General features: G+C 62.9%; 26 protein-coding genes and 1 tRNA gene. 12 read left to right on the top strand and 15 right to left on the bottom strand.

The genetic code is table 11. The features are described from left to right. Nucleotides 1-6: 6 nt before the first annotated feature. From DEJ54_RS02650 to DEJ54_RS02630, 5 genes are all read right to left on the bottom strand, one after another. Nucleotides 7-1,209 (bottom strand): beta-ketoacyl synthase, encoded by a 1,203-nt coding sequence (locus DEJ54_RS02650; RefSeq protein WP_113153198.1) that lies wholly within the window; start codon nt 1,207-1,209, stop codon nt 7-9. 1 nt (nt 1,210) lies between these two features. Beyond that, nucleotides 1,211-1,510: a hypothetical protein gene (locus DEJ54_RS02645; protein ID WP_113153197.1), complete on the bottom strand. Its 300-nt coding sequence runs from the start codon at nt 1,508-1,510 to the stop codon at nt 1,211-1,213. 18 nt (nt 1,511-1,528) lie between these two features. After that, complete coding sequence (locus DEJ54_RS02640; RefSeq protein ID WP_113153196.1) at nt 1,529-2,332, bottom strand: SDR family NAD(P)-dependent oxidoreductase; 804 nt, start codon at nt 2,330-2,332, stop codon at nt 1,529-1,531. A gap of 66 nt (nt 2,333-2,398) precedes the next feature. Beyond that, nucleotides 2,399-3,061, bottom strand: coding sequence for an outer membrane protein (locus DEJ54_RS02635; RefSeq protein ID WP_113153195.1), 663 nt, complete (start codon nt 3,059-3,061; stop codon nt 2,399-2,401). A 110-nt stretch (nt 3,062-3,171) separates the two neighbouring features. Beyond that, nucleotides 3,172-4,167, bottom strand: a complete 996-nt coding sequence (locus DEJ54_RS02630; protein WP_113153194.1) for an AraC family transcriptional regulator — start codon at nt 4,165-4,167, stop codon at nt 3,172-3,174. Between the two features lie 352 nt (nt 4,168-4,519). Between DEJ54_RS02630 and DEJ54_RS02625 the strand changes: the two genes are divergently transcribed. Continuing rightward, complete coding sequence (locus DEJ54_RS02625) at nt 4,520-5,935, top strand: amidohydrolase (protein WP_245447777.1); 1,416 nt, start codon at nt 4,520-4,522, stop codon at nt 5,933-5,935. A 70-nt stretch (nt 5,936-6,005) separates the two neighbouring features. Here the strand turns inward: DEJ54_RS02625 and DEJ54_RS02620 are convergent, their stop codons facing one another. The 8 genes from DEJ54_RS02620 to DEJ54_RS02585 form a co-directional block, all read right to left on the bottom strand. Then, nucleotides 6,006-7,217, bottom strand: coding sequence for an aminotransferase class V-fold PLP-dependent enzyme (locus DEJ54_RS02620; protein WP_113153192.1), 1,212 nt, complete (start codon nt 7,215-7,217; stop codon nt 6,006-6,008). A 13-nt stretch (nt 7,218-7,230) separates the two neighbouring features. After that, nucleotides 7,231-7,716 carry a RidA family protein gene (locus DEJ54_RS02615; RefSeq protein WP_113153191.1) on the bottom strand — a complete coding sequence of 162 codons (486 nt, stop codon included), beginning with the start codon at nt 7,714-7,716 and terminating at the stop codon, nt 7,231-7,233. Further along, complete coding sequence (locus DEJ54_RS02610; RefSeq protein WP_113153190.1) at nt 7,703-8,668, bottom strand: ABC transporter ATP-binding protein; 966 nt, start codon at nt 8,666-8,668, stop codon at nt 7,703-7,705. Before DEJ54_RS02610 ends, DEJ54_RS02615 begins: the two co-directional genes overlap by 14 nt. Beyond that, nucleotides 8,661-9,659, bottom strand: a complete 999-nt coding sequence (locus tag DEJ54_RS02605; RefSeq protein WP_113153189.1) for an ABC transporter ATP-binding protein — start codon at nt 9,657-9,659, stop codon at nt 8,661-8,663. Before DEJ54_RS02605 ends, DEJ54_RS02610 begins: the two co-directional genes overlap by 8 nt. After that, nucleotides 9,656-10,771 carry an amidohydrolase/deacetylase family metallohydrolase gene (locus DEJ54_RS02600; RefSeq protein WP_113153188.1) on the bottom strand — a complete coding sequence of 372 codons (1,116 nt, stop codon included), beginning with the start codon at nt 10,769-10,771 and terminating at the stop codon, nt 9,656-9,658. Before DEJ54_RS02600 ends, DEJ54_RS02605 begins: the two co-directional genes overlap by 4 nt. 3 nt (nt 10,772-10,774) lie before the next feature. Further along, complete coding sequence (locus DEJ54_RS02595) at nt 10,775-11,635, bottom strand: ABC transporter permease (protein ID WP_113156036.1); 861 nt, start codon at nt 11,633-11,635, stop codon at nt 10,775-10,777. Between the two features lie 115 nt (nt 11,636-11,750). Further along, on the bottom strand, nt 11,751-12,692 hold the full coding sequence (locus DEJ54_RS02590) for an ABC transporter permease (protein ID WP_113153187.1): 942 nt from the start codon (nt 12,690-12,692) through the stop codon (nt 11,751-11,753). A 67-nt stretch (nt 12,693-12,759) separates the two neighbouring features. Further along, nucleotides 12,760-14,322 (bottom strand): ABC transporter substrate-binding protein, encoded by a 1,563-nt coding sequence (locus DEJ54_RS02585; RefSeq protein WP_113153186.1) that lies wholly within the window; start codon nt 14,320-14,322, stop codon nt 12,760-12,762. 142 nt (nt 14,323-14,464) lie between these two features. On the opposite strand from DEJ54_RS02585, the gene DEJ54_RS02580 reads away from it, so the two are divergent. The 7 genes from DEJ54_RS02580 (at nt 14,465) to DEJ54_RS02550 (ending at nt 21,030) form a co-directional block, all read left to right on the top strand. After that, the gene (locus DEJ54_RS02580; RefSeq protein ID WP_113153185.1) at nt 14,465-15,235 is read left to right on the top strand and encodes an IclR family transcriptional regulator; all 771 of its coding nucleotides are present in this window, start codon (nt 14,465-14,467) and stop codon (nt 15,233-15,235) included. A gap of 551 nt (nt 15,236-15,786) precedes the next feature. Continuing rightward, complete coding sequence (locus DEJ54_RS02575; protein WP_113153184.1) at nt 15,787-16,530, top strand: ABC transporter ATP-binding protein; 744 nt, start codon at nt 15,787-15,789, stop codon at nt 16,528-16,530. Next, nucleotides 16,530-17,294, top strand: a complete 765-nt coding sequence (locus tag DEJ54_RS02570; RefSeq protein ID WP_224873445.1) for an ABC transporter permease — start codon at nt 16,530-16,532, stop codon at nt 17,292-17,294. Before DEJ54_RS02575 ends, DEJ54_RS02570 begins: the two co-directional genes overlap by 1 nt. Continuing rightward, the gene (locus tag DEJ54_RS02565; RefSeq protein WP_113153183.1) at nt 17,284-18,072 is read left to right on the top strand and encodes a nucleoside phosphorylase; all 789 of its coding nucleotides are present in this window, start codon (nt 17,284-17,286) and stop codon (nt 18,070-18,072) included. The genes DEJ54_RS02570 and DEJ54_RS02565 overlap by 11 nt, the downstream gene beginning before the upstream one ends. Nucleotides 18,073-18,081: 9 nt before the next feature. Next, the gene (locus DEJ54_RS02560) at nt 18,082-19,071 is read left to right on the top strand and encodes an ABC transporter substrate-binding protein (protein WP_113153182.1); all 990 of its coding nucleotides are present in this window, start codon (nt 18,082-18,084) and stop codon (nt 19,069-19,071) included. 3 nt (nt 19,072-19,074) lie between these two features. After that, nucleotides 19,075-19,818: an ABC transporter permease gene (locus tag DEJ54_RS02555; RefSeq protein ID WP_113153181.1), complete on the top strand. Its 744-nt coding sequence runs from the start codon at nt 19,075-19,077 to the stop codon at nt 19,816-19,818. Between the two features lie 3 nt (nt 19,819-19,821). Beyond that, the gene (locus tag DEJ54_RS02550; RefSeq protein WP_113153180.1) at nt 19,822-21,030 is read left to right on the top strand and encodes a phosphopentomutase; all 1,209 of its coding nucleotides are present in this window, start codon (nt 19,822-19,824) and stop codon (nt 21,028-21,030) included. A gap of 107 nt (nt 21,031-21,137) precedes the next feature. Here the strand turns inward: DEJ54_RS02550 and cls are convergent, their stop codons facing one another. Then, nucleotides 21,138-22,556: a cardiolipin synthase gene (gene cls / locus DEJ54_RS02545; protein WP_113153179.1), complete on the bottom strand. Its 1,419-nt coding sequence runs from the start codon at nt 22,554-22,556 to the stop codon at nt 21,138-21,140. Nucleotides 22,557-22,776: 220 nt separating this feature from the next. Beyond that, a tRNA-Gly gene (locus tag DEJ54_RS02540) sits at nt 22,777-22,851 on the bottom strand. Nucleotides 22,852-23,066: 215 nt separating this feature from the next. On the opposite strand from DEJ54_RS02540, the gene DEJ54_RS02535 reads away from it, so the two are divergent. The 4 genes from DEJ54_RS02535 to DEJ54_RS02520 all read left to right on the top strand — a co-directional run bounded on the left by DEJ54_RS02535 (nt 23,067) and on the right by DEJ54_RS02520 (nt 25,681). Continuing rightward, the gene (locus DEJ54_RS02535; RefSeq protein ID WP_113153178.1) at nt 23,067-23,564 is read left to right on the top strand and encodes a prolyl-tRNA synthetase associated domain-containing protein; all 498 of its coding nucleotides are present in this window, start codon (nt 23,067-23,069) and stop codon (nt 23,562-23,564) included. Nucleotides 23,565-23,655: 91 nt separating this feature from the next. Continuing rightward, the gene (trxA, locus tag DEJ54_RS02530) at nt 23,656-24,708 is read left to right on the top strand and encodes a thioredoxin (protein ID WP_113153177.1); all 1,053 of its coding nucleotides are present in this window, start codon (nt 23,656-23,658) and stop codon (nt 24,706-24,708) included. Nucleotides 24,709-24,774: 66 nt separating this feature from the next. After that, a complete protein-coding gene (locus DEJ54_RS02525; protein WP_113153176.1) occupies nt 24,775-25,446 on the top strand; it encodes an LON peptidase substrate-binding domain-containing protein in 672 nt (223 codons plus the stop codon). 22 nt (nt 25,447-25,468) lie between these two features. After that, nucleotides 25,469-25,681 (top strand): Trm112 family protein, encoded by a 213-nt coding sequence (locus DEJ54_RS02520; protein WP_162742205.1) that lies wholly within the window; start codon nt 25,469-25,471, stop codon nt 25,679-25,681. The last annotated feature ends 31 nt before the right edge of the window (nt 25,682-25,712 follow it).

Here is a 25,712-nt window from a genome sequence, read left to right as displayed (position 1 = left end):
AACGTTTCAGGCCCGTCGCACGACGAGGCTTGCATTGATGCCACCGAAGGCGAAGGAGTTGCAGAGCGCAGCGTCCATCGCCGCCGGCCGGCGTTCATTGGGCACGGGATCGAGCGGAATTTTCGGGTCGGCCCCGAGCCAGTTGATCGTGGGCGGCGCGATCTGTTCGCGCAGGGCAGCGACGGTGACGATCAGCTCGATTGCGCCAGCCGCACCGATGCAGTGCCCGTGAACGGGTTTGGTGGATGAGACCGGCAGGTCGGGAAGGCGTGCGCCAAACACGGTGCGCAGCGCCTCGGCTTCCGCAAGATCATTGTAGACCGTGCCCGTTCCATGGGCGTTCACATAACCGATGGCGTCGGGCGCAAGGTTGGCCGATTGCAGCGCCAGCTGCATCGCGCGGGCCGCGCCATCGGCATCGGGGCGCAGCATGTCGCGCGCATCGCTGGTGGTTCCATATCCGGCGAGCAGGGCGAGAGTTTCAGCGCCGCGCGCCCGCGCGCTTTCTTCAGCCTCAAGCACGAGAATGGCTGCGCCTTCGCCCAGCACCATGCCGTCGCGGCGACGGGAAAAGGGGCGGGAAGCGACGGGTGTGAGAACGTGCAGCATTTCCCAAGCGCGGAAAACGGCGGGCGTGAGCATGGCCTCCGATCCACCGACGATGACCCGGTCCAGCGCACCGGAACGGACTAGCTCGAAGCCGAGGCCGATGGCCTGGGTCGACGAGGCGCAGGCGGTGGAGATGGTCAGTGCGGGGCCGGTCATGCCGTATTTCATCGAAAGAAGCGAGGCGGCGGCATTGGGCATGACCTTGGGCACGCTCATCGGCTCGGCGTCCACATCCTTCACATAGAATGCGCGGGCGTTGCGATCCGTGCTGACAGCGCCGCCAGCACCAGTGCCCAGCACAATGCCGCAGCGCTGGCCGAAGGCTTCGCCCGGCAGGTTCGCCTGACCGAACGCTTCCCGTGCCGCCAGAAGCGCCATGGCTGCAAAGCGGTCCGTGGTCGTGTTGGTGTGTTCCGCGATGCGCGCGTCCGTCGCCTCATCCAGCGCCGCAGCGATGTTGACGCGCGCCTTTTCCCGCCCCGGCAGATCGACGGTGCGAACGGCGGAGCGCCCGGCCGCTGCCGCGTTCCACAGCGTGTCCGCACCAATGCCCGCCGCCGTGACGGCGCCCATGCCGGTGATGGCAACCTGCCTTGTCATGTCAGCAGGCTTCGCTTGCGGCGGGCTCCGCCTGCGCCTGATGCTCCATGATCCGGCTGGTGAGGAGGCCAAGCAGCTGGTCGAGCGTTTCGACATCGGCGAAATCGCTGTCGACGGCGACATAGAGGTCGAAGGTTTCCTCGATGCTCATCAGCACGAGAACGAGATCGTGCGAGGCGATGCCGATCGTGTCGAGTGTGGCTTCGGGAATGAGGCGCTCCGGCGCGATCTCGCCCTCGCGGGCGATGATCCGTGTCAGTTCGGCCCTGATGGCGGTGCCTGTGTGCGGTGGTTTGCTCATGGTGCCTCGCGGGTCGTCTCAGCCAAGACTGTCTCTGCCCCAGATCACGCCGCCATCGGCCACGATGTCGGAGCCCGTGATGAAGGCGGATGCATCGGAAGCCAGGAAAAGCACGATCTCTGCGATGTCGCCGGGCTGGCCGAGATGCGGCAGCGCCTGACGGGAGACGAACACCTTGCCGAGCCCCTGCACGAAGCGCGCGCCGCGCGCCTCGCTTCCGGGAATGGCGGCGGCGTGAATGTCCGTCGACACGAAGCCCGGCGAGATCGAGTTCACGCGGATGCCATCCTTGCCGAATTCCGCCGCTGCGCAGCGCGTGAGGTGCTGGAGCGCGGCCTTGCTGACCGAATAGGCGACGGATGATGCGCCGACACGGTGCCCGGCGATGGAGGCCATGTTGACGATGCTGCCGCCGGCCGGGCGCATCAGCGACGCAAGCGCGGACATGGTGAGCCATGGCGCGCGCAGATGGACGGCGAGTGTCTGATCAAGCGCCTCGGGCGTGGTGTCTTCGACGCCCTGCGGGCTGCCCAGGCTGCCTGCATTGTTGACGAGGATGTCCAGCCTCTCGAAGCGCTCGCGCACCGCTTTGGCGATGTGGTCGGCATGGTCCGGGGAAGCGGCGTCGGCGCGCAGAAAGGTTCCGCCCATGCGCTCCTGCGCCTGCCGGCCGCGGTCGGCATCGGTGCCGGTGAACAGCACGCTGGCCCCCGCCTCAAGCATGCGTTCGACCACAATGGCTCCGATGCCGCGCGTGCCGCCGGTGACGACGGCAAATTTGCCGTCGAGGTCGGCGAAGCTCGTCTTCTTGTCCGGCTTCATTGTGCTGCGGGCCGGCTTGGGTATGCGTGTGGTTCCTGTGTGGGCATTGCGCGCGTCGAAGCCTGTTCAGAACTGATAGTTCAGGCCAATCGTGACGTTGGGCGCGTTTTCTTTGTAGCCCGAGGGGCAGGAAAACCCGCCGGTGCAGAAATCGTAATCCTTCTCATTGGAGAAGCTGTAGACGAAACGACCGTCGAGCGACCAGTTGTCGGCAAACATGTATTCGACGCCCGCGCCCACAACGCCGCTGAGATGCGTTGCGCTGGAAGACGTGCCCACGGGGTCTGTGACCTTGACCCGCGCGACGCCGAGGCCGACCAGGCCATAGGGCATCCACTGGCCATAGGCGCGGCCGATCTTCACGCCGGTATAGGCGGCCCAGCGCGGATCGACGTCATAGGTGCCGAAGATCGGCACGTCTGCGTCTTCCTGCGGCTTGAGAAGCGGGACATTGGCGAAGACGCCGAGCACCCAGTTCTGGTCGACGGCAAAATTATAGCCGACTTCCACACCGCCAACCGCACCGCTCAGGTCCAGATCGTCGCCGCAAATGCCGTTGCAATACGTGTTCTCGATATTGCCCCAGTGATAGCCCAGCCATGCGCCGGCATAGAAACCCTGCCACTTCTCGGCTGGCGCTTCACCCGCCGAGGGAAAGGTGTCGGCGGCGTGGGCACTGGTTGCGCCGGCGGCGAGAAAAAGCGCAGTCGCGATGGTCAGTCGTTTCATGTAACCCCCCGGGAACCCCCTTGAACATTTTCCGGAGCCTTATCAAAAAAGGGCCATGCAGGGTGTCTCACGGCTGTGCGCAGGGTCTCAAACGACACAAATGAACCGGCTTATCTGTCGGTTTCCTGATGGCGCTCCCGGAAATCCGAGGGGGTGAGGCCAGTGGTGGCGCGAAACGCGCGGGCGAAGGCGGCGGCGTCGGCATAGCCGCAGCCATGGGCGATCTGCTTTACCGGCGTGTCGGGGCGATTGACGAGCTGTGTCGATGCAAGCTCGATGCGGGCGTTTCTGATGGCGTCGCCAACGGCCCGCCCATTGGCCGCGAAGACGCGGTAAAGGCGGGCCCGTGAGCAACCAATCGCGTCGGCGATTGCGGCTGCGGTGAGGTCGAGCTGGCTGGTTCTGGCGCGGATGTGGCGCAGCGCAGCGGTGAAGATCGCGCTGTCATGGGGCCTGTCCGGTTCCGCGTCCAGTGCGTCGCGTGTCCGGGAGAGGGCGCCGAGCGCAAGATCGGTGGCGACTTTCAGCGCCAGTTCGGCAGAGCGCCTGTCCATGCCGTCACCCTCGCGGGCGATCATCTGCAAATGGGCTTCAAGAATGCGCGACAGGCCGTTTTGCGGAAGAAAGGCGAGGCCGTCTTTCAGGACGCCCGTTTCTTCTCCGGCAATGGCGGCAACCATGTCGCGCGGCAGCGTCATCCAGAGCGTTGCGTGTCCGTAGCTCTTCGTCCGAAAGGGTCTTGTGCCGTCCAGCGCGAGAAGTCCCGACGCGGCATCGACCACATGTCGGCGGTCGCCGGAGAGTTCAAGCTCGGCGCGGCCCGAAAGCGTGAGGTTGAGCAGCACGAAATCGCTTTCCGGCCTGGCGAAACGGGCATGGGTGTTGTCATTCGCGCCGAAGCCGAAAACGCATCCGTCCGGCGCCTGATAACGCATCAGCCTGGCCTTGAACTGGCGAATGCGGCTCTTGTCCGAAATATCGAGTTCGATGAGGGGAAACAGGCTGCGCCAGAACTCGAAGCGCTGGTCGGGTCTCTGGTCGAGGGTGGAGACGCTCGCAAAGGCGCTGCCGGGTGGTTGGTCGCCGGTTTCCTGCTCCCCTGTCATGCGCGCTCCCCCTGTCGGTAGTGTTGCCTGAAGCCGACTACCTTGTCTCCCCTAGGAAAGGTGGAGGAGGGGCGGGTGTCAAGGTCGCGGATTTCGCATGGTTTCCGGGGTTTTTTGAACTGTCTTTCTGTTTACGCGTTTACAGAAAACGTTTGAAGAAGACATGGTTTTTCAGGGATTCTGGCCCTTGTTGAAAATAGAGACGCCGCCGTTTTTGAAGATCGTCTGTCGAAAAATACAAATTGTGCTTCCTTATGGTTCCGATCCGCTGCTAGCTTGCTTTGCCAATTAATAAAACTACGAGGATGCAATGAGATTGTCGGTTACGTATGCGTTGGCTGCGGCCTTGGCTATGGCGAGTGCGCCGCAGGCTCTGGCTGCGCCGCTTACGGAGGAACAGCGTGCGGAACTGGCCGGGCTGGTGCAGGACTACAGCCCGCGCATGAACGAGATCGCGACCCGGATGTGGGCCAATCCCGAGCTGGGATATCTTGAGGAGGAGACCTCCGGTCTGCTGATCGCGGAGCTGGAAGAAGCCGGCTTCGAAGTGGAGCGCAATGTCGGTGGCATTCCGACGGCTTTCATCGCCCGCAGCGGGTCGAAGAGCGGTCCGGTGATCGCCATTCTGGCGGAGATGGATGCACTGCCGGGCATGTCGCAGGCGGCGGTGCCGCACGAGGAAGCGGCCGAGGGCGTTGAAAGCGGGCATGCCTGCGGCCATCACCTGTTCGGCGCGGGCTCGGTTGCGGCCGCCATTGCCGTTTCCAAATGGCTCAAGGAAAACGGTGTCGAAGGCCAGGTCCGGCTCTACGGCACACCGGCTGAGGAAGGCGGTTCGGGCAAGGTCTATATGGTGCGCGGCGGCCTGTTTGACGATGTCGACGTGACGCTGCACTGGCATCCCTCCAGCACCAACCGCGCAGGGCAGGGCCGTTCGCTCGCCAATGTCAGCGCCAAGATCCGTTTCGAGGGCGAGTCCGCCCATGCGGCCATGTATCCCGAGCGGGGTCGTTCCGCACTCGACGGTGTCGAGGCCATGCATCACATGATCAACATGATGCGCGAGCACGTGCCGCAGGAAACCCGCATCCACTATGTGATCACCAATGGCGGCGCGGCCCCGAACGTGGTTCCGAATTCGGCGGAAAGCTATCTCTATGTGCGCCATCCCGATCCGGCCGTCGTGGCCGACGTGTTCGAGCGCATTCAGAAGGCTGCCGAAGGCGCAGCGCTTGGAACGGGCACGGAGTTCTCCGTCGAGCGTGTCGGCGGCGTCTACTCGGTTCTCCCCAATGACGTGCTCGGCAAGCTGATGGATCGCAATCTGCGCGCTGCCGCTCCGATCGCGTGGGACGCGGAGGAAACCGACTTCGCCACGAAGCTCCAGACCACGCTGCGCAAGAAGCCGGCCCTGAGCTCGGTGGCGGATGTGCAGGACTATTCCTTCGGCGGTCAGGGCTATTATTCCACCGATGTGGGCGATGTGAGCTGGGTTTCGCCGACCGTAGGCCTTGGAACGGCGACCTGGGTGCCGGGAACGGCCACGCATAGCTGGCAGGCCGTTGCGGCGGGTGGCATGTCCATCGGCCACAAGGGCACGCGCCTTGCCGCCGAAACGCTGGCGACGGCGGCGGCTGAACTGTTCCAGTCTCCCGACGTGATCGAGGCCGCGAAGGTCGAGTTCGAAAACGCGCGTGGCGAAGAATTCAGCTATTCGGCCCTGATCGGCGACCGCGAGCCGCCGCTGGATTACCGTCTGTCCAACTGATTGCCGGACCAATGCGTCGGCCCCACCCCCTCTTGTGGGGCCGACGCGCCGGGCAACCTGAAAGACCGGCTCAGGAGAGCCAGTTGAGATAGGGATCGACGCCGCCATTGCGGGCCGCGTGATAATCGTCGGCCCGTTCTTCCAGCTTTCCGGCCTCCGCGCAGACCTTTGCCAGAATTTCTGCGGCGATTTCGGCCTGTCCCGGCTTCAGATTGCACGGATCGAGCTGGAAATAACCAAGCTCCACCTCGTGATTGCGCACGATGAGACGCGGTTCCTGCTCGCCCAGCGCGCGGGCGACTGTCGCTGCGCTCGCGCCAAGCTTTCGCGCATCGACATTGACCTGAAGACGCTCCAGCGGGTTGCCCGTTGGGTCCGGCACGATCACCGGGTCGATGCCGGAGAATGCGGAGAGCGTTTTCTGCCAGAGCTCCAGCGCGGCGCGCTCCTGCCGGCGGATGCCCTCGTGATCGCGCTTCTGCCATTGCCTCAGAGCGGCGATGGCGCCGGCGATGCTTTCCTTGCCGACCTTCATGCCGCGCCCGATGCCCATGTTCTGAAGATAGGCGGCGCGCACCAGATCGCGCCGGCCCGCAATGAGGCCGGATGTGGGGCCGCCGAGGAATTTGTGGCCGGAATAGATCACGATATCCGCACCCTGATCGATGAACCCGGTGAGGTCGTATTCCGAAGCGGCGTCTACGATGACGGGAACATTGGCGCGGTGGCAGATTTCCGCAAAGCGGGCGAACGGGATCTGCCCGTAATGGACCACATGGTGCGACACCACGTAGAGGGCTGCCGCCGTCTTTTCATTAAGCGCGCTTTCAAGCTGGTAGTCCATCACATGGGTCGACTGGCCGACGGGCCGCACGGTTGCGCCGGTCAGGTCCACGGCCTGCGAGACGGGTGCGCCATAGCCGCACAGATGGCCGAGCTGGACGACGACTTCGTTCTTCTCGCCGGGATCTTTTGGCAGAGCCTCCACGCGGCCCGGGTTCAGGCCGGTCATGCTGGCGGCAATTGCAAGCGAGATGCCCGCACTCGCCGATGCCGTCACGCAGCCGGCCTCCGCGCCCGTCAGGTCGCAGATGGCGCGGCTGGCATGCGCCTGCAACTCATGCATGTTGACGAATTCGCCCATGATGGCCGCCGTCTCTCCCTGCACGGCGGGGCTGGTGATCGAGCCGCCCAGGCTTGTCATGGTTCCCGATACATTGATCAGTCGGGAGCAATTGTGAGTGTCGTGCCAGGACCACATGCCGTCTGTCTCGCCTGCCATTTTCAAAAGTCCCCTACTCGTACAGCTCGAAGACCGCTTCGATTTCCACGGTGATGTTGTTTGGCAGCGAGCCTACGCCGAATGCGGAGCGGGCGTGAATGCCGTTTTCTCCAAAAATGTCGGCGAACAGGGTGGAAGCGCCATCGATGACATGCGGGTGCCGCTCGAAATCCGGCGTCGCGTTGACGAGCCCCAGAAGCTTGACGACGCCGCTGATGCGCTCAAGCCCGCCCAGATGATCGCGCAGCGTGGCGAGAATGTTGAGCGCCACGAGCTGCGCGTGTTCGCGGGCGGTGTCTGCGTCCACGTCTGCACCCACCTTGCCGCGCAGCAATGTGCCGTCCGGCAGAACGGGGCCCTGGCCGGAAACATAGGCGAGGCGGCCTGTCTGGCGCACGTTGCAGAATGCGCCGATGGGCGAGGGAGCGGCGGGCGGCAGCTCGATGCCGAGTGCCGCAAGCCGTGCGGAAGCGGGTTCTTTGAGATCAGGCTGTGGCATAGAGTTCTTCTGTTCGCTTGCAAAAGGAGTGGTGGCCGGGGCCGGTTTCGACGGGTGCGGGAACGCCTTCGGCACAGATGTCGGCTGCATGCGGACACCGTGTGCGGAAGACGCAGCCCGATGGCGGATCGAGCGGGCTTGGAATGTCGCCGCGAAGGATGGTGCGGCTGTGATCGCGCGCCGGGTCGGGCACGGGGATCGCCGAAAGAAGCGCGCGTGTATAGGGGTGGCGGGGATCGCTGTAGAGCGGCCGTGAGGGGCCTTTCTCCACCAGCCGTCCCAGATACATGACGATGATCTGGTCGCAGAGATATTCCACTACCGAAAGATCGTGCGCGATGAAGAGCATGGTGAGGTTGCGGCGCTCGCGCAGGTCGAGCAGCAGGTTCAGCACCTGCGCCTGAATGGAGACGTCGAGCGCCGAAACGCTTTCATCCGCGACGATGAATTCCGGCTCCAGCGCAAGGGCGCGGGCAATGCCGATGCGCTGGCGCTGGCCACCGGAGAATTCGTGCGGAAACTTGTTCATGTGATCGGCCTGAAGGCCGACCTCTTCCAGAAGTGCGGCAGCCTTGTCGCGCCGTGAAGCGCGGTTGCCGATGCCATGGGCGCGCAGGCCCTCGGTGATGATGTCGGCAACGCGCAGGCGTGGATTGAGCGAGGAAACCGGGTCCTGATAGATGATCTGCATGCGCCGGCGCGCATCGCGCAGCTCAGAGGCGCTGAGCGTGTTGAGATCCTGCCCGTCGAAGATGGTCTGGCCTTCTGTCGGTTCGACAAGGCGAAGCAGCGTGCGGCCAAGCGTGGTCTTGCCGGAGCCGCTTTCGCCCACCAGACCGGTGATGGAACCGCGCGGTATGTCAAAGCTCGCATCGCTCACGGCATGGATGGTGCCGCGCGGCGTGACGAAACGCTTGGACAGATTGCGGATCTGCAGAAGCGGTTCAGACATGGGTCACCTCCCGTCCGGCGTGGAAACAGGCAACACGGTGGTTGGGCGCAAAATCGCTGAGCGAAACCGGCTTGCGACAGGCTTCATCCGCCAGACCGCAGCGCGGCGCGAAGGCGCAGCCTTCCGGCATGGCGTGTAATGGCGGAACGGTTCCGGGAATGGGCACGAGACGCTCGCCCTCCGGCCTGCCGGGCATCGGGATCGAGTGCAGCAGACCGCGCGTGTAAGGGTGGCTCGGCCGGGCGAACAGTTCCGAAGCGCCCGCCTGCTCGACGATGGCGCCGGCATACATGACCGCCACATCGTCGGCCATTTCCGCCACCACGCCCATGTCGTGGGTGATGAACAGGATCGACATGCCGAGTTCTTTTTGCAGGCGGCGCATCAGATCGAGGATCTGCGCCTGAATGGTCACGTCGAGCGCCGTGGTCGGCTCGTCGGCGATCAGCAGGGCGGGGTTGCAGACCATGGCCAGCGCGATCATCACGCGCTGGCGCATGCCGCCGGAAAGCTCGTGCGGATAATTGTCGATGCGGGATGCGGCGGCGGGAATTTCCACCAGCTCCAGCATTTCCAGAACCCGCTGGCGGCGCTGCCTGGCGTCGAGATCCGTGTGCAGGAGCAGCATTTCGCCGATCTGGTCGCCGATGGTGAACAGCGGATTGAGCGAGGACATGGGCTCCTGAAAGATCATGGCGATCTCCGCGCCGCGTCGTGCGCGCATCTCGCTTTTCGATGCTTTCGTGAGGTCCGAGACGCTGCTGTCCACCGCACGATAGTGGATCGCGCCACCCGTCACCGCGCCATTGGGCGGCAGAAGCCCCATAATGGCGAGCGAGGAGACGGATTTCCCCGAGCCGCTTTCGCCCACCAGCGCCAGCGTGCGGCCCGGGTGCAGCGTGAAGCTGACATCGCGCAGCGCCGTCACCGAAGAGCGGCGGGCGCGGAAGGCGACCCGCAGATTGCGGACGTCGAGAACGGGTTCGTTCATGCGCTCCTCCTTGCGGCCGGCATGGCCGATGCGCCGATGACCGTGAGGCGCGGCTCGAACCGTTTTTCGAGTGTCAGATGCCCGCCGAGACTGTCGACGGCGTCGATGTTTGCGGCATCCACATCGAAGACCGTGAAATCGGCTTTCTGACCCGGTGTCGCGCCGCCCGATGCGCCAAGGCCCAGAACGGAGCGGGGGCGTTCGGTCACGCCGGCGATGACCTCGTCGAAGGAAAGGCCGACGGCCAGCAGTTTCGACATGGTGGTGGCGAGGTCATAGACCGGCCCGTTCACATTGCGCAGATGCAGATCGGTGGAGATCGACCAGGGTTTCAGCCCGTTGGCGATGGCCTCGCGCGCGGTGTCGAAGCTGAACGAGGCGACGCCATGGCCGATATCCATGCGCACGCCGCTCCCCGCCAGTTGCTGCGCCTGCGCTAACAGCGCCTTGGTGTCGCGGATCGAGCCGGCCTTCTTGCCGTTGAAGCAGTGGGTGACGATGTCGCCGGGGGTGAGAATGTCGAACACTTCGTCGATCAGCGGCGGGGGTTCGCCGATATGAACCATGAGCGGCAGATCGAGAATTTCCGCGACCCGCTTGGCGATCTTTGCCGGTGTGATGCCCCATGCGCCGGAAATGACGCCGCTTGCCCGCACCTTGATGCCGCAGATGACATCGCGGTTCGCTTCGGCGACGGCCAGCGTGCGGTCCACATCGATGGAGCGCAGGTCGATCAGCTCCGGCACGCGGTTGCAGGCGACAAGCCCGATGGAGCCGATGTTGAGAAAGGCGCGAACCGTCTCCTGCTGCTGCTCGATCACATATTCGCGCAGGCCATGAAATGCGGCTTCGCCGGATGAGCCCGCATCTGCCATGGCGGTAACGCCGGTCTTGCGGCCGGCCTCGGAAGCGCGCACGGAAATATCCGTGCCGCCGTGCCAGACATGCACATGCAGATCGCACCAGCCGGGCGAAAGATATGCGCCTTTGCAGTCGATGGTTTCCGCGCCGGTGATCGGCGTGCCGGCCACGAGCCCGTCATCGCCGACGAAGATTTCAGCCGGTGCGTTGTCGAGACCGACAGGACGGAAATTGGTAAGCCTGAGCGCCATGTCTTAAAGATCCTTGCTCAAACGGGGGTCGAGCGCGTCGCGCAGTCCATCGCCGATCAATTGCAGGGAGAGCACTGCGATGGAGATCGCGATGCCCGGGAAGAAGATCAGGAATGCCGCCTGATCGATATATTGCCGGCCCTCATTGATCATCGTGCCCCAGCTCGGCGTTGACGGATCGATGCCGACGCCGAGGAAGGAAAGCCCGGCCTCCGCCAGCATGGCGTAGGCGAAGGTGAAGGTTGCCTGCACGATGATGGGCGACAGGATGTTGCGCAGCACATGGGTGGTCATGATGAAGAAGGTAGAGGAGCCGAGCGAGACCGCCGCCTCCACATAGGGCAGTTCGCGGATCACCAGCGTTGAGGCGCGCACGATGCGCGCAATGCGCGGCGCGTAGACGATGGAGAGCGCGATCACCACATTGACGATGGAACCGCCGAGGATCGAGACCAGTGCGATGGCCAGAAGAATGTCCGGGAAGGCCATCATCGCATCGACGAGGCGCGACATTGGAGCGTCCAGCCGGCGGAAGAAGCCGGCCATCAGGCCGATCACGATGCCGATGGCCGAAGAGACAGCGGCAACGCCAAGCCCGATGGAGAGCGACACGCGGCCCGCATAGAGAAGGCGTGAGAACACATCGCGGCCGAATGCGTCGGCGCCCAGAAGGTAATCCGCGCCGGGCGCGGTGAGGCGTGCGCGCACCGACATTTTCGCCGGATCTGCGGGCGCGATGAGCGGGGCGAAGACGCACAGAAGAACAAGCACGACGAAGATGACGAGTGCGATGAGAACGGCGCGCCTTGAGAAGAGGGCGGTGAAGAATTTTGGTTGATCTGCGACAGCGGATGCAGCGGCCATGATGCCTTCTCCCCAGAGCGCCATGCGTCCATTCGGACGCATAAAGGACGCTCTAACCTATTGAATCTACGCACCGTTCTTTCCGGAAATCGTTTCCGGTTTCCGGGCCGATGCGCTAGTACCGAACACGCTTGTCGACGGTCAGATAGAGCAGGTCCGTGACAAGGTTGATGAGCACATAGAGCGACGCGACGACGATGAGCGCGCCCTGAATGACGGGGTAGTCGCGGCGCAGGACCGCGCTGACCACCAGGTTTCCCATGCCGGGAATGTTGAAGACGCGCTCGGTGACCACCGCGCCGGAAACCAGAAGCGCGAAGGTGAGGCCGATGACCGTGATGATGGGAATGGCCGCATTCTTCAGCGCGTGGCGCAGCACGACGCGCGGTTCGCCCATGCCCTTGGAGCGGGCGGTGCGGATATAGTCCTCGCCCAGAATGTCGAGCATGGACGCGCGGGTGAAGCGCAGGATGAGCGCGGAATTGACGATGCCGAGCACGATGGAGGGCAGGATCAGATAGCCCATCCGCTCGATGAAGCTGGCGTCCGGCCCGCCATAGCCCGATGCGGGAAAGAGGCCGAGATCGGTGGCCAGATAGCGCTGGAACATGAGGCCGGTCCAGAAACTGGGAATGGAGGCGGCGAGCATGGCCGTGCTGATGGCGCTCTGGTCGAGAAACGAGCCCCGCCGATAGGCCGCGTAGATGCCGATGGGTGTTGCGATGACCAGCGCGAATACGAGAGAGAAAAGCGCGAGGAAGATGGTGGGCTCGGCCCGCGCCGCCAGCACCTGCGTGACCGGCTGGCGGAAGAACAGCGAGGTGCCGAGGTCGCCCTGGGCCGCGTTCACGACGAAGGTGAAATATTGAACCACGATCGGGCGGTCGAGGCCGAGTTCGGTGCGCAGCGCGGCTGTTTCTTCAGGCGTTGCCTCCGGCCCCAGCATCAGGGCGGCGGGATCACCCGGCGCAAGACGAACGATCAGGAAGGCAATCGTCAGCACCAGAAAGATGACGATGAACATTCCCAGGATGCGCTTGAGGATATAGCGCGTCATACGCGTTCTCCGAACTCAGATCGAAAAAGGGGCCGCCGGGAGCGAAGCGGCCCCTGAAGAGTGGCCGTTACTGGACCTGTGCGTTCCAGAAGAAGGGCCACGGAGAAGCCGGCACACCTTCAAGACCCTTGCGGGTGCCCTGAAGCGCGTTGAATGCGCCGATCTTGATGAAGCCTACATCCTCGAAGACCTGCTTCTGCAGTTCGGCGAAGAGCTCCTTGCGCTTTGCAATGTCGGTCTCGCTGGTGAACGCGTCGAGGATCTTGTCCTTCTCCGGGTTCGACCAGCCAAGGCGGGACGACTTGTCATAGAGCGAGGTGAGCGCCGGCTCGGGCAGGAACGGCGAATGGGTGATGTAGATATCCCATACGGCCGGATCGTCGCGGCGCTGGCCGAGCGTTGCCCAGTCGACCACGTCCATCTGGACTTTGAAGCCTGCCGATTCCAGCGCCATCTTGGCCACTTCGGCCATCTTGAAGTGGAACTCATACTGGCGCGAGGTGAGGATGCGCAGCGGGGTGCCGTCATAGCCGGCTTCCTTGAGCAGCTCACCGGCCCTGGCCTGGTCGTTCTGGTTGAACAGTTCGGCCCCTGCTTCCGTGCGCCAGGCCCAGCCTTCCGGGTAAAGCGGCCCGTCGGTGATGAAGAAATTGTCGTCGCCAAAGGCGGCAAACAGCATGTCATCGATGGGCAGCGCCGCCTGAACAGCCAGACGGATGTTCTTGTCCGTCAGGAGGCCATCCTTGTGGTTGACGGCGAAGATCGGCCAGCCGAACGGCTTGAGAAGCAGCGGGTCGGCCGTTTCGTTCTCTTCAAGGCGCTTGTAGCTTTCAGCCGGCAGGCCGTCGGCGAAGTCGAACTGGCCGGACAGAAGCCCTTCGACGCGGGTGTTCGGATCGGGAACCGGAATGAAGCGGATTTCATCGGCCAGCTGTTCGCGCTTGCCGGCAGCGCCGTCCGGCGCTTCGTCGCGCGAGGCGTAATCTTCAAAGCGCACGAGCTGGAGATGCTGGTCCGGCATGTGCTCGGCGATCTTGTAGGGGCCGGTGCCAACCACGGTTTCAATCGTGTCGGCGATGATCTCTTCCGGATAGACCGCGGCCGCGGAATTGGAGAAGGCCAGCAGCGACAGGAGGGGCGAATAGGGCTCCTTCATCGTGATGGTGACTTCGTAATCGCCGGTCGCTTCGACCGAAGCCACCTTGTCGGCCACGCCCTTGCCGCGTGTGGCCACTTTCAGCCAGCGGTCGAGAGACGCCACGACGTCCTTTGCATCCATGCTGGAGCCGTCATGGAAGGTGACGCCTTCGCGGATGCCGATCTTGTAGGTGAGGCCGTCATCGCTGATTTCCGGCAGCTCGGTCGCCAGAAGCGGCGCAATGTTCCAGCCGCCATCGAACGTGTAGAGCGTCTCGACGAAATGCTGGGTGACGATGGAGACCACGTCCTTGGTCGACATCATCGGGTCGAACGTGTCGGCCTCACCGATGATCGCGACGTCCAGCGTCTTGCCCTCGGCAAATGCCGGGCCTGCGGCAAGCGAGAGAGCGCTTCCGGCCAGAAGGGCGGCCAGAGGGGCGCTTAGAAGGCGTGATTTTCCGGTGAACTTCCCAATGATCTTCAATGCCATTTTCTCCTCCATTATTATGTATTATATTTTACAATAACGGTATATGCGTGCTAAACATCCGTCAAGTCTGCGTGCGCCCGCTGCCCGTTGGGTGCGGGTGCGTGCTAAGGCGGCTTAATGGAAACGGCAGCGGGAGCGTCAGATGAGCGGTGAAGCGAGAAAGCGGGTTGGAGCCATCGACCGGACGCTTCAGATTCTGGACATTCTGACCGAACGCCAGCAGCCGATGAGCACCTATGATCTGGCGCGCTCCACCGGTGCGCCGGCCTCGACCATCTACAAAATTGTCGATGAACTTCTGGAGCGCTCCATGCTGTCGCGCAGCGGGGAGAATTCCGTCTGGCTCGGCCCGCGGCTGATGCGCTACGGCCTCACCTATCGTTCACGCATGGATGTGTTCAAGGAAGCCAAGCGCGAGATGGAAGCGCTGGCGGAAGAGCTGGGCGAAACCATTCAGATCTGCGCGCGCGACGATGACATGATGACGGTGATCGGCATGTCGCGCGGTGAGGATCACTTCAATGTCGCGTCCGATGTGGGCACGCGTGTGCCGCTTAACTGGACGGCGTCGGGCCGTTTGCTGCTGGGCCATCTCGACGAGGCCGAGCGCGTGCGCATCTTCAGTGAAATCGCGCGGCCCTCCACCACCGGACGCGCCGAGACCGATGCGGTTCTGCTTGCCGAACAGGCCGGGCGCGAATTTAGCGAGCGGCTCGCGGTGCAGATGAGCGCGTCAGAATATGCCGTCGCCTGCATTGCCGCGCCGATCTGTGATGAGACCGGGGCCTGTGTGGCGACGATCTCCATCGTGCTGCCGGAGACCAAGGCGCGCGCCGAAACGCAGCGCCTGTCAGACGCCGTACGCCAGTCGGCCCGCAACATCGAGACGGCCCTGGGGCGGCGCGCCAGCTAGGCTGAGCGGTCGAATAATCGTTTCGCAGCAAAATTGATTGTTGATTGCCGCAGCAGCGTCTGACGAGCCGCGCAATTATCCGCTAATCACCCGTCGAACTGTTAGCCGGGTCACGCGTTTTCGCGCATCCCCGGGCTTGTTGTGATATGGGCTGAAATTTTCTCGATGGCCGGATTGGAGCGCCGGGAGACGGAGCAGAAAACGACTTGTATCAATAATTAGAATTTCCCCTCCAGTCTCTGGTGCGTGTCGCTCTTCTATGCGTGTTGCAGAAATTAGTCGGCGTCATGTAATGCTCGATGAATATTCTGGTGTGTCTGTTTCTGTTGTGGCGTTCTACTTTTAATGCGCTGAATTCTTTTGAGAATTTTTCTCGCTTGTCATGACCTCCCAAAACGCTTTGGAAAATCCTGTGATGATACGCGTCGCATTCACGACAGGCGCTGCCTTCCTGGCGTCGCTGGACAAGGTGTCTAAATTTTGAGAATATGCGTTGAAACGTCGCATTTTTATGCGTCTAATCGGTTCAGTTACCTCTGAAAGGTCTCAGATTGATAACAACCTCTGGTCTGACGAAGAGCTTCGATCTTGATGGTGGAAGCATCCTCGCCCTGGCGCCTCTCGATCACCGGATTGAAAAGGGTGCATTTGTCTCCATCGTCGGGCCGTCCGGCTGTGGCAAGTCCACTTTCCTTCGTCTGATCGCGGGGCTGGAAGACGCTTCCGGCGGCACGATCGAACTCGATACGGGTTCGGCCAAACGCCCGGTCGGTTTCGTGTTTCAGGACGCCGTTCTGCTGCCGTGGAAGACCGTTCGCGACAACATCCGCTTTCCGCTCGACACCGCCGGTGTGCGCCGCGACGAGGGCAACCGGATCGTCAGTGAACTGATCGAACTGGTGGGGCTCTCCGGCTTTGAGGACGCGCTGCCCAAACAGCTTTCCGGCGGCATGCGCCAGCGTGCGGCCATTGCCCGGGCGCTGTCAGACGATCCGCCGATCCTTCTGATGGACGAGCCGTTCTCCGCCGTGGACCTTCTGACCCGCGAAACGCTGAACGACGAATTGCTGCGCATCTGGCAGCGCACGGGCAAGACCATTCTTCTGGTCACGCACAGCGTTGAAGAGGCGGCTTATCTCGGCAGCGAGGTCATGGTTATGTCGCCGCGTCCCGGTCGACTGAAGAAGACCTACACGGTGGATCTGCCGCATCCGCGCGGCGAGGCCACCAAGCTTGATCCCGCTTATCATCAGCTGGTCGCGGAACTGCGCCAGGACATGCGGGAAACGGAATGATGAGCCGCTTTCGTCCCGTTTTCGAATATGGTGTGGCGCTGGCGCTGCTGACCGTGGCCTGGTGGTACGCCAGCGGGCCGATGGGCATTCCCAAATACCTCCTGCCGTCGCCGCAAAGCACGGTTTCGACGCTCTGGGATTCGCTTCTGAGCGGCGAACTGTGGCCGCATCTCTGGTTCACCGTGCGCAACATTCTTCTGGGGCTCGGCATTGGCAGCGTGGCGGGCATCGCCGTCGCCTACCTGCTCTACAAGATGCCCCGGCTTTCGACCTTTCTGGATGGCCCTCTGGTCGTCTTCCAGACCGCGCCGAAGATCGCGCTCGCGCCGCTGTTCGTCGTCTGGTTCGGCCTTGGCCTCACGGCCAAGATCGTGCTCATCGTCTCGCTGGTTTTCTTCCCGGTTCTGATGGGCGCGCTTGCCGGCTTCCGCAGCATCGACAGCCGCATGCACGACCTTGCGAAGCTTCTGAAGCTGAACCCGTTCTCCCTGTTCTGGCGCATCGATCTGATGGCGGCGCTTCCGGGCATCTTCGTCGGTCTCAAGATCGGCGCGGTGCAGGCGCTCGTCGGCGCGATCCTTGCTGAGTGGATCTCCGGCAGCGACGGCCTCGGCTATCTGATGACCTTCGCCTCCGCCACCTACAAGACGCCGCTGCTGTTCGGCGCGGTGCTTCTGACTTCGCTTCTGGGCATCGCCCTTCACGGGCTTCTCGGTGTGATCGAGGGGCGTCTCTTGTCATGGAAGGTGCAGGATGGCCGATAGTTCAAAACCCACCGCGCGGCTGCCGTTTTCCGGCGGTCGCCCGCCGCATCTTCCCTGTGGGCCGGGCGATGTGGCCGGGGACGTTCTGGTGCCGGGTGATCCCGACCGTGTTGCGCTGCTGCGCGACATGCTCACCGATGTGCAGGATTTCGGCCGCAAGCGCGAGTTTGCGCTTGTAACGGGAACGTTTGAAGGCCGGCGTCTGACCATCTGTTCCAGCGGCATTGGCGGTCCGTCGACCGAGATCGCCATGGTTGAGCTCGCCATGCTGGGCGCAAAGCGTCTCATCCGCATCGGCGGGTGCTCCGCGCTGGTGCCGGAAATTCCCACGGGCGATTACATCGTGCCGCACACGGCGACCGGCCTGACCGGCGTTGCAGCGCTCTATGCCGAACACGGTTACACGCCGGAGGCCGATCCCGCACTCGCGTCTGCGCTGGAAGAAAGTGCTGCGGCGCTGGGGCTTGGCGCGCACCGGGGCATGATCGCCTCGACCGACAGTTATTACCTCGGGCAGGACCGGCCGCTCAGGCTTGATGCGGTCGACAGCCCGGACGCTGGATATCTGGACCGTTTCCTTGCCGAAGGGGCCATCGGAGTGGAAATGGAATCGCAGGTGATCCTGGCCGTTGGCCGGGCTCTTGGCCTCAGGGCGGCCTGCCTCTTGGGTGTGCACGGCAATCGCGCCACCGACAATTGGCTTGTCGATTATGAAAACACGCAGCGAAACCTGCTCCGCATTGCGGGCCGGGCTCTCGCGCATGATGCGTCCCAATAGGAGAGAACAATGAATGTGATGCTGAAAACCGGCGTAGCCACGCTTGCCCTTATTGCTTCGGGTGTTGCTGCACTTGCTGCCGACAAGGTGGTCATGCAGATCGACGGCGCTGCAGTGCCTTTCTATTCGCCGCTTTATGCCGGTGTTGAAAACGGCTTCTTTGCCGATCAGGACATCGAGGTCGAGTTCATCTATGCCGGCGCGTCCGACATCCTGACCAACATTGCCGCCGGCAATGTGGATTTCGGCTTCCCGAACGGCGACGCCGTTGTGGCGGCTGCGGCCAACGGCCTGCCGGTGAAAGTGGTTCACACCACCTACCAGCGCGGCATTGGCGCATTGCTGGCAAAGGCTGAAACCGGCATCGAAACCTATGCGGACCTGAAGGGCAAGACGGTCGCCGTCACCTCGCTCGGCTCGCCCAACTACCTGCAGCTTCAGGTCGGCCTCCAGGATGCGGGCCTCTCGCTCGACGACATCAAGCTTGAAGTTGTTTCCACGGGTGCAATCGTTCAGGCGCTGCAGAGCGACCAGGTCGACGCCATCGTGTTCTCCGAGCTGCGCAAGTACAATCTGGAAGGCGCCGGCGTTGATGTCACGATGATCCTGTCCAACGATTTCCTGCCGTCCTTCGGCAATGTCGTTGTCACCTCCAGCCGCCTGCTCGAGGAAAACCCGGATCTCGTGAAGCGCTTCACCAATGCCGTCACCGCATCCTATGAGTGGGTGATCGACGGTCACGTGGACGATGCTCTCGAAATCTCCTTCGAGAAGTACACGCCGACCTGGGCCGACCAGAAGGAGCTTCTCTCCACGGCATTCAAGAACAGCTTCGTCGCCTCCGTCTGGCAGAGCGACCTGACCAGGGAAAAGGGCCTCGGCGCTGCCGATCTCGACGCCTGGCAGGCCAATGCCGACATTCTGGCGAAGTATGAAGTCGTCGACGAAGCGCCGAAGGCTGCCGACTTCGTGGTCGATCCTTCCTCGATCGGCGAATAAGCCATGCTGAAGCGCGGGATCGCGGGTCTGGTTCTCATCGTCGCCCTCTGGGGCGGCGGTGTGTTCCTCTTCAATGTGCCCGATTATCTGTTGCCAAGCCCGGCAGCCGTCATGGAGCGGATGGTGTTTCTCTACAAGAACGCCAATCTTCTGGGGCATGTCTATGTGACGTTGATCGAGATCTTCTGGGGCTTCCTGCTCGGCGCTCTGGCCGGTGTCGCGGCCGCATTGCTGTTTGCCCGCTTTCCCGTTGCCGAGCGGATGTCTACGCCGCTCATTCTGCTTCTGCAGACCGCGCCCAAGATCGCCATCGCGCCATTGCTTCTGCTCTGGCTCGGTCTTGGGCCGGCTCCCAAAGTGGTGCTGATCGCCATCGTCACCTTCTTCCCGGTGATGACGGGCATGCTTTCAGGCCTGCGCTTCGTCAACAAATCCTATCTGGATCTGGCGCGCGTGCTGAAGCTCTCGCCCCTGCAGCGCTTCCTCCATATCGAGCTGCCTTCGGCGCTGCCGACGCTCTTTGCCGGCGCGACAGTGGCGACCACGCTTGCCATGACGGCTGCCGTGATCGGCGAGCTGATGGGCGCCAATGAGGGCGTGGGCTACCTCCTTTCCTCTGGACAGGAGAACGCCGACACGGCCACAGTGATCGGCATGGTGCTGCTCCTCTCCCTCATGGGCTGGAGCTTTTATGAAATATTCGAAGCGTTGCGGCGTCGCATGGAGGCGCGCTTCGCGGAAGGGTGACGAATGTCTGTGAACGGTCGTGTCTTCCTGTGCGTTCTGGATTCGGTGGGCATAGGCGGCGCACCGGATGCCGAGCGGTTCGGCGATGCCGGTTCCAACACGGTTCTGCACATCGCTGAAGCCTGCGCCGCAGGCCGGGCGGAAGAGGGGCGCTCCGGCGCGCTTCATCTGCCCAATCTTTCCGCGCTTGGCCTTGGAGCCGCGCTCGAACTGGCCTGTGGCCAGTCCGCGCCGGGGCTTTCCGCACCCGATGCCCATGCTTCCTGGGCGGCCCTTCAGGAAGAAAGTGCCGGCAAGGACACCCAGACCGGACACTGGGAGCTGGCAGGCCTGCCGCTCACCAGGGACTGGCACTATTTCCCGCACGAAGTTCCGGCCTTTCCGGAAGAGGAGATGGCGCGGCTGCGGCGCGCGGGCGGGCTGGAGCGCACGCTTTTCAATGCGCATGGTTCGGGCTCGGATGTGCTGGAGCGTTTTGGCGCGGAGCACATGGAGACCGGCGCGCCGATCGTCTACACCTCGGCTGACAGCGTGGTGCAGATCGCCGCGCATGAGGAGACATTCGGCCTCGAACGTCTGTTACGTCTGTGTGAGGCGGCAGCCGGAATTTTCCATCCGATGAATGTGGGCCGCATCATTGCGCGGCCCTTCGTCGGGGACGCGGAGAACGGCTTCACCCGCACCGCCAACCGGCGCGATTTCGCGATTCCGCCTCCCGGCGACACGATCTGCGACCGTGTGGTGGCCGCTGGCCGCACCGTGCATGCCGTGGGCAAAATCGGTGATATTTTCGCCGGCAAGGGCATTTCCCGCGTGCTGAAGGGGCCGAGCGACGACGCGCTGTTCGACCGGCTTCTGGATACGGTCGGAAATGCCGCCGATGGCGATCTTGTCTTTGCCAATTTCGTCGAGTTCGACAGTCATTACGGCCATCGCCGCGATGTGGCGGGATATGCGCGGGCGCTGGAGTGGTTTGATCGCCGCCTCGCCGGGCTTCTGCCGAAACTGCGCCCCGGCGATCTGCTCATGCTGACCGCCGATCACGGCAATGACCCGACCTGGACGGGCACGGACCACACGCGCGAGCGGGTTCCGCTGCTTCTCGCCGGCGATGCGAGGCCATGGCAGGGAAGCGCCGGCGTGCTGCCGTTCACGCAGGCTGCGGCGATTGTCGCCGAGCATCTGCAGATCGATCCGGACAACGGGGACTGATGCGCCGCGCCGGGGCCGTACCTCCAGTCCGCATGCAGGCGGGTCTAGAGTATTGTTTTTACGCAATTCCGGACGGAAAACCGGTCCCCACTTTTCCTGGAATTGCTCTAGAGTATCGGCCCCACAATCGCGAGTGCGTTCTGCTTGAGCCGCTGGAGCATGCTCCAGCCGCGCACCTCTTCGAGCGTGATTGGCCGGCTCTGGGCGAGATACTCCTCCTGCCGCGCGCGCATTGCGGCGGTGGTCTGCGGGTCGTGCAGCAGGATGTTGTTTTCGTAATTCAGGTCGAAGCTGCGCCGGTCCATATTGGCCGAGCCGATCAGCGTCACGTCTCCATCCACGGTCAGCGACTTGGTGTGCAGAAGGCCGGGCTGGAACTCATGCACTTTGACGCCCGCTTCCAGCAGGCTTTCATAATGGCTGCGGCAGGTCGCGCCGACGGCGAAATCGTCATTGCGCGCGGGGAAGATGATGGTGACGTCGATACCGCGATTGCCGGCGGCGCAGATGGCGGCCTGAAGCGCCTGTGTCGGCACATAATAGGGGGTGGTGATGAACACGCTGCGCGCCGCCGAATAAATCAGGCTCTCGAACATTTCGGGCATGGCGGAGGCGCGGAAGGTCGGGCCGGTCGCCACCACCTGCGCGAAGAAGCCGCCTTTCGGCGCTTCCACGGGCTCTTTCAGAATCTCGGTGATGTCGTCGCCGCCATTGCCCATCCAGTCGCTGGCGAAGAGGTGCTGGTTCTGGCGCACCACAGGCCCGGTGAAGCGCATGACGGCATCGAACCATGGCGCGAATTTCGCCTTGGGCAGAAATGCGGGATCGGCGCAGTTCTGGCTGCCGCAATAGGTGATGGCGTTGTCGATGACGAGCACCTTGCGGTGATTGCGCAGATCGATGCGGCCATCGAGAATGCGCAGGAAGGGATTGCCGACAGGCAGGGCGGTGCGCGTTTGCACGCCGGCCTCCGAGAGCTTGCGCCAGAGCGGCGCCTTCACCAGGGCGCGTGAGCCGATGTCGTCGACCATGGCGCGGCAGGTGACGCCACGCGCGGCGGCGCGCATCAGCGCATCGGCGATCTTGTTGCCATTGCCGTCATCCAGCCAGATGTAGAAGACGAGGTGCACGTGATCGCGGGCCGCGTCGATATCCGCCACCATCGAATCAATCGCGGCATCCGAATCCTTCATCAGCTTTGCATGGTTGCCGCTGACCGGCTCATAGCCGGAGATGGAGCGCCCGACCCGGAACAGGGCCTCGTCCCATGCTGAAAGCGGTGTCCGGGCTTCTGCGTTCTGCGTCGGGGCGCGCGGCAGGTCGTTGAAGGCGCTGGTCAGCCTCTTGATGCGTTTGCGGCCAACGCTGGTCTGGCCGAGCAGCAGATAGGCGAGGGCTCCGAGATATGGAAGCGTCATGACCACGACGAGCCACGCCATGCGCGATTCCGGCTGTCTGTTGCGGCGCAGCAGGATGTGGAGCGTCGCAGTGGTGACGATGGTGATATGGACAAGGACAGCCAGCATTCTCGAAACCTTCAGCTAAATCACGGTCAGCATGGCATAAGCCGGCTGCCGGACAAGCGTCGGGTTGCATGAATTCGCGCTGGCTGCAAGGCGTCTGGCCGTCTGCCGTGCGGGCGCTTGGCCAGTGCCGGTTTCACAGGGGAATTTTCGGGAACGCGATTTTCCTGATCCGGAAAACACAAAAGCCGCGGATGACCGCGGCTTTTTGAGTTTCGGAAACTGGAGCGGGCGATGAGATTCGAACTCACGACCCCAACCTTGGCAAGGTTGTGCTCTACCCCTGAGCTACGCCCGCTCGCTTCGTCGCTTCCGACGATGGGCTTATAGTCTGATCCCGCTCGCAGATGCAACAGGAAATCGACAGTGATGTTGCGTTTTTTTAAAAACGCCTTCGCAGGCGCAAAAAAGTCGGCGGTGGAGGAACCTTCAATGTCGCTCAAGGGCTTGCATTTACTGGCTTTCAGCGGCTAGTTCGCTCTGAAGACGCCGTTGTTAAAAAGGGGTGAAACCGTGCCGAAAACTCCCGAAAACCTGCTCGAATATCTCGAAACGCTGGGAATCGACGCGAAAACCCATCGGCACCCGCCGCTTTTCACCGTTGCAGATTCCCAGTCGCTGCGCGGGGAGATTGAGGGCGGGCACACGAAGAACCTCTTTCTGAAAGACAAGAAGGATAATTTCTTTCTTGTGACCGTCGACGAGGATGCGCAGGTCGATCTGAAGACGATTCATCACAAGATCGGCGCTGCCAGCCGCGTTTCCTTCGGCAAGCCTGACAGGCTGATGGAATTTCTCGGCGTGGAGCCGGGGTCGGTGACGGTTTTTGGCGTGATCAATGATGAAGAGCACAGCGTAAAGGTGGTGCTCGACGCGGATTTGATGGAAAATGATCTCATCAACGCGCACCCGCTCACCAATGAGGCGACCACATCCATCCGGCGTGACGACCTGATGCGCTTTCTGGAAGCGGTCGCGCATGAGCCGCTCGTCTTGAAAGTGACCGAGTGATCGCCACATTTGGAGCGACGAAACGATTTCTATCGGCTGGCCGGGCGCTGCACAAACAGCGAGCCGGACCGCAAGCAGGGAAGAGGCTTTTATGAACAACGGTGACAATCCTTACGGGAAGTCCGGTGGCCCTTACGGAAAGTCTGGCGGCTATGGCGCAGCCGGTGGGGACTACACCACCAATGTGGATTTTGGCGGCGGCGCAGCGCCCGCATCCGCTCCCGAGCCGGCAGCGCAGACCTTCACGCTGTCGGATGAGCCCCAGCTCGCAGCCGCCGATCTGATCAAGGACACGACGACGGCCGCTTTCACGGCTGACGTGATCCAGGAATCGCGCAATCAGCCGGTTCTGGTGGATTTCTGGGCACCCTGGTGCGGCCCCTGCAAGCAGCTCACCCCGATCATCGAAAATGCGGTGCGCGCGGCGGGCGGCAAGGTCAAGCTGGTGAAGATGAACATCGACGAGCACCCGGCGGTTGCCGGCCAGCTCGGCGTGCAGTCCATCCCCGCCGTCTTTGCCTTCAAGGACGGGCAGCCGGTTGACGGGTTCATGGGCGCATTGCCTGAAAGCCAGGTGAAAGCGTTCATCGACAAGCTCACCGCCGGCGCGGGCAATGACGAGATCGCCGGCGCGCTCGAGGCCGCCAAAGAGGCTGTCGCCAATGGCGACCAGCAGATGGCGGCGCAGATCTACTCTGCAATCCTTCAGCGTGAGCCGGAGAATGTGGACGCCATTGGCGGTCTTGCCGATCTGCTTTTCGAAGCGGGTCAGACGGAGCAGGCGGCACAGGTGCTTGCGCAGGTTCCTGAAAAGCAGAAAGATGCAGCGCCGATCGCCGCCGTGCAGGCCAAGATGGCGCTTGCCGAGCAGGTGGCCGATCTGGGCGACGCAGCCGCTCTGGAGCAGCGGCTTGCCGCCGACCCGAACGACCATCAGGCCCGCTTCGACCTGGCGCTTCTGCAGAATGCGAAGGACGACCGGGCGGCGGCGGCGGAAAGCCTGCTGGCCATCGTGCGGGCGGATCGCGAGTGGCAGGAAGACGGCGCGCGCGCCCAGCTTCTCAAATTCTTCGAGGCCTGGGGTGCAACCGATCCGGCAACGCTTTCGGCGCGGCGCAAGCTGTCGTCGCTTCTGTTCTCATAAGCTGCCCGATTATTTGCCTATTGGCGAGGCTGCTCCAGATATCGGGTAAACATCGGGAGACGTCGTGTGAAGGCAGGTAATTTTTCGTATCGCAGCGGCCGCGATATCGACAGTGTGATCCCCGTTTTTCCATTGTCGGCGGCCCTGCTTCTGCCGGGTGGACGATTACCGCTCAACATTTTCGAGCCGCGCTACCTGGCCATGACGGACCATGCGCTGTCCGGCGGGCGGCTCATCGGCATGGTGCAGCCGCGCCTTGATGGCGCGACGCGGCCCGATGGCGAGCCGGCGCTCTGCGATGTGGGGTGTGTCGGGCGGCTGGGTTCCGTTTCCGAGACGGGAGACGGGCGCTATCTGATCACCCTGATCGGCATCTGCCGGTTCCGGCTGCTTGAGGAACTGAGCGTCAAGACGCCGTTCCGCCAGTGCCGAATCCTGCCCTTCGAAAGCGATCTGCATGACGATCCGGAAGAGCCGGAGGTGGACCGTGTGGCGCTGTTGCGGGCGTTTCGCGCCTATCTGGAGGCCAATGATCTCGAGGCCGACTGGGACAGTGTTCATCAGGCCGAGGATGCGAGCCTCGTCAACGCCCTGTCGATGATGGTGCCTTATGGTCCGGCGGAAAAGCAGGCGCTTCTTGAAGCGCCTGATCTGAAGACGCGGGCCGACACGCTGATCGCCATTACGGAGATTGTTCTGGCACAGGGTGAGGGCGACGCCACGCACCGGCTTCAGTGATGGGTTCTCGAGGGAAAAGACGATGAATGATGAGAAACGGGACGGTCAGGCGGTCTCTGCGGTCGCGCCGATGGATGGCAAGCTGCTTGAGCTTCTGGTCTGTCCGCTGACCAAGGGTCCGCTGCGCTGGGACCGGGAGAATGGCGAACTGGTCTCGAAGAGCGCCAAGCTCGCCTATCCCGTGCGTGACGGCATTCCGATCATGCTGCCTTCCGAGGCGCGGCCCCTCGATTAGAACATCCACCGTATTAGAGCGGTAAAATGCT

This window comes from Nitratireductor sp. OM-1 (assembly GCF_003296175.1).
Lineage (GTDB): Bacteria > Pseudomonadota > Alphaproteobacteria > Rhizobiales > Rhizobiaceae > Nitratireductor > Nitratireductor aquimarinus.
Note: the sequence above shows the minus strand (reverse complement) of the source record. Positions and strands in the feature narration are given on the sequence as shown.